The sequence below is a fragment of the Streptomyces cavernae genome (assembly GCF_004023625.1).
Classification (GTDB): Bacteria; Actinomycetota; Actinomycetes; order Streptomycetales; family Streptomycetaceae; genus Streptomyces; species Streptomyces cavernae.
The window spans coordinates 344,072-350,388 of the sequence record NZ_RPDJ01000011.1 but is presented as its reverse complement, the minus strand read 5'-3'; the positions used below and the strand labels follow the sequence as shown (position 1 = coordinate 350,388).

The window sequence follows — 6,317 nt, the reverse complement described above, 5'->3', positions numbered from 1 at the left end:
AGTGCGGCGTCACCGTCTCGAACTTCGCTCGTAACGACCCCGTCGATCCATCAAAGCGCCCCATACCGCATCAACGAGCCCAACTACCACAAGCAACCCACTAATTCATCGACGCCCCCACCTGCGCCGCTGTCAGAGGTCGTTTTCTCCCGATGTTTTATCCCGGAATCTGCTGTTTAGCCTGTGGTGTCGGGTCGCGCCAGGAGATGGTGGCCTCACCAGTGAGGCGGCGGGCCATCAGGTCGGTCATGGCGAGGTTGATCATGGCTTCGGAGCGGGCGGGCAGGGTTTCGTAGTCACGGGCGAGACGTCGGTGGAGCATCAGCCAGCCATAGGTTCGTTCGACCGCCCACCGCTTCGGGATCGGGGTGAATCCCCTGGTCCCAGGGGTGCGGGCGGTGATTTCCATGTCGATGCCGAGGGCGGCTGCGTGCTCGACAAGGTGCTGGCGGTAGCCGCCGTCGACCCACACCTTGCGGATGCCGGGGTGTTCGGCGGCGACCTGGTCCAGGAGGCGGGTGCCAGCTACGGAGTCCTGCACGCTCGCCGCGGTGACCAGCACGGCAAGCAGGAGCCCGATGGTGTCGGTGACGATGTTCCGCTTTCTGCCCACGATCTTCTTCCCTGCGTCGATGCCCTGGCTGGAGGCATGAACGCTGCTGGAGGTCTTGACGCTCTGGGCATCGATCACACAGGCCGATGGCTCGACGTCCCGTCCTTCCTTCTCCCGTAAGAGTTGCCAGAGAAGGCCGTTGAGCTGGGCGAACACTCCTTCTTGTTGCCACTTGGCGAAGTAGCCGTAGACCGTGTTCCAGTGCGGGAAGTCGTGCGGGAGGTAGCGCCATTGCACGCCGGTGCGGTCCACGTACAGGATCGCGTTCATGATTTCGCGCAGGTCGTGCTCGGGCGGCCGGCCAAAGTCCAGGGCCCGGCCGCGGCGCTCGAAGCGCCAGGCCGAGAGCACCGGCTCGATCAACTCCCAGCGGGCATCGGACAGATCACTTGGATACGGGCGTCGCGTCGGCATGCTTCCGGCGTATCGCCGCGGATCGAGTGCGCCCAGGCGCACAGCAGCAGCGACACAAGCGCACAGCCACGAAGACCGGGCGTCCTGGGATGAGACAGGAACAAGCCACATCCTGCCCCACCTGTCACCCCGCCCGGCCCGCAGGCCCCGATTACACCCACTACCTCTTCAGCACCGCAATCCCACACGCCAAGAATCGCCATATAGCCAGGCAGTACAGGTGAAAACGACCTCTCAGTGGGCGGTTCGTAAGGTGATGTCTGTTTCATGATGCACCGCCGACTGGCCCGCGACTACGAGACCAAACCAGGGCACTCCGAGAGCATGATCCGCCTCGCGATGATCTCGAACCTCGCTAAACGAGCAACCGGCGAAAGCACCATAACCTGGCCCAATCCATGAACTAACACGCATGCAAGCGGGACGTCCTCTAAGCGGCTTCGGCGAGCTGCTTGAGACGAGAGGCGAAGGTACTGAGGAACTCCCTGGCTCTGCGCAGTGACGTGTGCTGCAGGTTCACTGTGAGCCGCAGCAGGAGACCGCCTCCCTCGATCGGGTAGACGTACAGCTCGTTCTCACTCACCTGATAGCTCACCTCACCATCCTCGCCGTGCTGTTCGCCGATCCCGCTGATCTCCCGGGGGAAGAAGTTCAGGATGAGCTGGGGGTGGTCTTCGGCGGTGTCTTGGACACCGGTGGAGGCGCTCACCGTCTCGATGAACAGCCAGGGTGTGTGGTAGTAGCGGAGCGCGTCCGACCACGCCGCCCGCGCGACCTGGAGGGCCGAGTCGACGCATTCGAGCTGAGGGTGCCGCAACCGGAACGGCATCCCCGTGGCCATCGAGCCGAGGGTGTTCATGGTGGCATGTGTGCGCCCGCTGTTCTGGCTGCGTATGACGAGGTCCGGGGCTCCGCCGGTGAGTTCGGCGGCCGTAGCGGTCGCCACCGCTAGCAGGATCACGAACGGGGTTGCCTTGAGCCGCCGCGCCAGCTCGTTCAGTGTCGTCAACGAGAGCGAGGAGAAGGTGTTGATGTGGATGCTACCCAGGTGTGCGCCGTCGCCCTCGCCGAAGACCTCGGGGTTGATCCCCTGGTAGGGCGAGGCGCCATCGAGCGTCCTGAGCCAGAACTGTCTGGCGGGGTTGTTCGGTGCTGTCGGATCGAATTCCTGGCGCTGTGCCCTTACCCACTCCTGGAAGTGGCCCGTCCTCTCCTCCGTGTTCACGCCCGAGAGCATCCTGGAACGGAACAGCGTCATCGAGTGCGCGTCGGCGAGGAGGTGATCGAATAGGACCGAGAGGGTGTTGACCGTCCGTCCCGTCTCGTCGGGATGCTCGATGACGGCGAACGTCCAGCGGGGCCCTGCAGCGTCGAAGCCGGCGGAGTGGTGCTCCCGCACGGCCTTGCCGACGTCGTCGGGAGAGGTGCAGCGGACGACTTCGCGGGGGGCCTCAAGGCGATCCGAGTAGGTGGCTGGCTGTGGATCTCCGGGCTTCGCCTCAACGATGCGCAAGACGTCCGCGTTGGCGGCCAACTCCTCAACCCGGTCGATCACCGCACCTGGTTCTGTAAGTCCGGGCACGACGAAGCTGTCGTAGAGCGTCTCGTTCGGACCGTACTCGCTCTCCCACCTCAGTGAATATTCCTGCTGCCATGACAGTGGCCCGGTTGTGCGACCCATGGGAATTGCTCCTTAACCCTTCCGTTTTCGGTGGCCTGATCTGTTTGCCCGATAGCCCGGCTCTGACCTACCGCGATGCTCGGAGGCCAAACGGCAGGGTGGTGTAGCGGGGCGGGCGAGAGCTGGTGCGCGTGGCCGCACTGCTTCTGTGGAAGACGGCGCACGCGGGGACGGCGGCCGGGCGTCAGACCCGCACGCCGAGCACGACACCGGACGCCCAGTGCAGGGGGGTCGCCCGCAGCCCGGTCACCGTCGGCAGTTCCTCCAAGAACTCGCCGACCTGGCGCTGGTAGTCGTCCGGCCAGGTCGGGTCCAACACCATGTCATCGACCACGTACAGGCCACCCACGCGCAGCAGAGCCAGGAGGTCCGCCAGGCGGTGGGACTTGCCGGGAGGGCAGTCCACGAAGGCCAGGTCGAACGGCTCCCCGTCGTAGTCCGACAGCCAGGCGTCCGCATCAGCCGTCGTGAACGTGACCCGTGGATCGCGGCCGAGGTGGTTGAGCGCGACGGCCTGCATCGCGGGGTCCACCTCCACGCTGATCAGCCGCGCATCTGCATCCATCCCATCCAGCAGCCATGCGGCGCCGACCCCGGTTCCGGTGCCCAGTTCCAGGATGCGCCCGCCCGGTTTGGAGGAGGCCAGGGTGGCCAGTAGCGAACCGACGCGCGCCTCACACCACATGGTGAAGCCGATCCGGCCGGAGTCGGCGATGATGCCGGGAAGTGCCGCCGGGCCGGCGGTGGGCAGATCCTGCATGGCTGTGTTTCCCTGTCCGTTCGAGGGCGGCGTGGTGTCTGCCCACGCACTTCCCGGTGAGGTGCAGTTCCGGTCGGAAGTGGCCGGTGGTCCCGGCCAGAAGGGAGTTCCCAAGGCGTGACTCATGACTGCTCCTCGTCTACCGCAGGCCCATCCAGACGGTTTTGAGGTCGGTGTACTTGTCGATCGCATGCCGTGACTTGTCCCGGCCGTACCCGGATTGCTTGACCCCGCCGAAAGGTACGGACAGGTCACCCTCCTCGTAGCAGTTCACCCATACGGTGCCGACGTGTAGCCGACGGGACATCCGGTGCGCGGTGGCCAGGTCCCGGGTCCATACCGCCGCCGCGAGCCCGTACTCGCTGTTGTTGGCCAGGTCGATCGCTTCGTTGGCATCGTCGAACACCAGCACCGAGAGCACGGGGCCGAAGATCTCCTCACGAGCGATGCGCATGTCCGCAGTCACCTGGTCGAAGACAACGGGCTTCACGTAGTGACCCCCCGCGAAGGACGGTTGGTCGGCACCGTGGCGCAGACGAGCTCCCTCGTCGATGCCGACATCAATGTGACGCTGCACCCGCGCGCGCTGTGCGGCCGAGACCATGGGGCCCATCGTGGTGGCCGGGTCGAGCGGGTCACCGCCGACCTGCGCGCTGGCGCTGGTGATGACCCTGTCGACGACCTCGTCGGCTACCGCCCGGTGTACCAGCAGCCGGGACGGGGCTGTGCACATCTGGCCGCTGTTGTAGCAGATCCCCCAGGCGGCGGTATCCGCAGCGACATCGAGATCGGGCGCGTCGGGCAGGATGATGTTGGCAGACTTCCCTCCCAGTTCGAGCCAGACTCGTTTGAGGTTTGACTCTGCTGCGTAGCCGGCAAACGCGCGCCCGACTTCGGTGGAACCGGTGAAGGCAAGCACGTCGACGCCGGGGTGACGGCCGAGCGCTCGTCCCGCCAGTCCGTCCCCGGTGACCACCGTCAGTACTCCGTGCGGCAGGCCTGACTCGGTGGCCAGTTCGGCCAGGCGAAGTGCGGAGAGCGGGGACTGCTCCGCGGGCTTCAGCACCACAGTGCAGCCGACCGCGAGCGCCGGGGCAAGCTTCCAAGCCGCCATGAGTAGCGGGAAGTTCCAGGGCACGACGGCGCCGACCACCCCGGCCGGGTCCCGGGTCACCAGGGCCAGGGCGTCGTCATTGGTTTGGGGTGACTCGTCCACCAGCTTGTCAGCCAACTCGGCGTACCACCGGAAGCAGGCGGCCGTGCCGGGCACTTCGGAGTTGTACGCCTCGGTGATCGGCATACCCATCTCCAGGCTCACCAGGAGGGCAAGCTCCGTGCGGTGCGCGTCCAGCAGCGAGGCCAGGCGGAGCAGAACCTCACGGCGCTCCACCGCGGGCATGCGCGGCCAGGGGCCGTGGTCGAATGCCTCGCGGGCAGCGGCTACGGCTCGGTCCACGTGGTCCGTGCCAGCTGCCGGCACTCGGGTGAGCACCTGGCCGTCACGTGGCGAGGTGACAGCGAACGTGGCGCCGTCGCCGGTCCACGAGGGAAACTTCAGCCGATCTGCACGGGCGATCCAATCCGAGTGCGCGTCGATAGTCTCGTTGCGGTCCATTGTCAACCTTTCCGGCCTTCGCCGTCAGTGGTCGGGTGAAGAGTGGCCTGGCTGCGGTCCGTCAGGTTTTCTGGTTTCCTGTGAGCCGCGGTCGACCTAGTTCTCGAGCGTCAAGGTGATCTCGTGGCCGGGTGAGAACCGATATCCGCTTCGGACTGCTTCGTCATATCCCCGGAACAGCAGATCCCGTCCTGTGAAAGCCGCCGAGAGGGCGAGGTGCGACGACCTTGACGGGTGGAAGCCGGTCATCAAGCCGTTGCACACCCGGAAAGTGAAACCCGGATAGATCGCGAGTTCGGTCCACTCGCTACGCGCGGTCAGCGGCAGTCCGCTCAGGGCTGCTGACTCGACGGCCCGGAGCACCGTCGTCCCCACCGCGACGATGCGCCTGCCGGAGGCCAGCGCGCCATTGATCTTTTCGGCGGCCTCGGCCGATATGGAGTAACGCTCTCCGGGGACGCGGTGCAGGTCGATCCGCTCCTCGTCGATGATGTTCTTTTCGAACGAGGGAAGACCCGCGTGCAGAGTTACTTCGGCGGTGCGGATGCCGTGCTTGCCGAGTTCGTCGAGGAGCGCGCGGGAGAGGATGGAACTTGCGGTGGGGAGCGCGACCGACCTCAGGCGGGATGCGGCCTGCCCCTGCTCCGTCCTGGTGTCGCCGTTGGTGTGCCCGGCTTCCAGGAACGCGTCCATCAACGACTCCTCGCACAGGAACCGAATGATCCAGAGCGGACCGGTGCCGCCCGGAGCCGCTCGGACGATCTCGAAATCGACCGCATCCGCTGCGATGCGGTCGCCCGGCTCCACGGTGACCCGGGAGTCCACGGTGGCCGCCCAGTCGCAGCCGTCGATGAATCCACGCAACTCGATGACGGCCTCCGCCGACCGAATAGTCCCGTGAAAGCCCGTGCGGGCGACCCGACTGTTGTTAAGGACCACGAGGTCGCCTGGATCAAGGTGCTTGAGGAGATCGTCCACATGGCCGAGCCGGACCTCTCCGCTGGCCTTCTCGAACGTAGCCATGCGGGGGACGCCGAAATTCTCTTCGTATGCCGGTCCACCGCAATCGATTTCCGGCGGCATCGGAAAGTCCAGCTCGTCGGGCTTCATCGTTCCTGCCGTCGCCGCCGAGGACGAGCCCTCCTGGGTGGCCGGACGGCAAGCATCATTCGCAAGTGGTCGGGATGGGCTTGCCGATTGGCTCGTGAATCCGGCCCGGGTGGGTGTGAGGGGC

General features: G+C 65.9%; 5 protein-coding genes and 1 pseudogene. 1 reads left to right on the top strand and 5 read right to left on the bottom strand.

Annotated elements, in window-relative coordinates; translation table 11 throughout:
* Positions 1-157: 157 nt before the first annotated feature.
* Positions 158-1,027, bottom strand: a complete 870-nt coding sequence (locus tag EF387_RS23495) for an IS5 family transposase (RefSeq protein WP_128378566.1) — start codon at positions 1,025-1,027, stop codon at positions 158-160.
* Positions 1,028-1,294: 267 nt separating this feature from the next.
* On the opposite strand from EF387_RS23495, the pseudogene EF387_RS48490 reads away from it, so the two are divergent.
* Positions 1,295-1,429: pseudogene (locus EF387_RS48490) on the top strand (IS5 family transposase); the annotation flags it as partial.
* A gap of 28 nt (positions 1,430-1,457) precedes the next feature.
* On the opposite strand, the gene EF387_RS23485 reads toward EF387_RS48490, so the two are convergent.
* The 4 genes from EF387_RS23485 to EF387_RS23470 form a co-directional block, all read right to left on the bottom strand.
* The gene (locus EF387_RS23485; protein ID WP_128378565.1) at positions 1,458-2,708 is read right to left on the bottom strand and encodes a condensation domain-containing protein; all 1,251 of its coding nucleotides are present in this window, start codon (positions 2,706-2,708) and stop codon (positions 1,458-1,460) included.
* A 184-nt stretch (positions 2,709-2,892) separates the two neighbouring features.
* Positions 2,893-3,468, bottom strand: coding sequence for an O-methyltransferase (locus EF387_RS23480; protein ID WP_128378564.1), 576 nt, complete (start codon positions 3,466-3,468; stop codon positions 2,893-2,895).
* Positions 3,469-3,607: 139 nt separating this feature from the next.
* Positions 3,608-5,083, bottom strand: a complete 1,476-nt coding sequence (locus EF387_RS23475) for an aldehyde dehydrogenase (protein WP_128378563.1) — start codon at positions 5,081-5,083, stop codon at positions 3,608-3,610.
* A gap of 96 nt (positions 5,084-5,179) precedes the next feature.
* Positions 5,180-6,193, bottom strand: coding sequence for an S-adenosylmethionine:tRNA ribosyltransferase-isomerase (locus EF387_RS23470; RefSeq protein ID WP_162467190.1), 1,014 nt, complete (start codon positions 6,191-6,193; stop codon positions 5,180-5,182).
* Positions 6,194-6,317 lie beyond the last annotated feature (124 nt).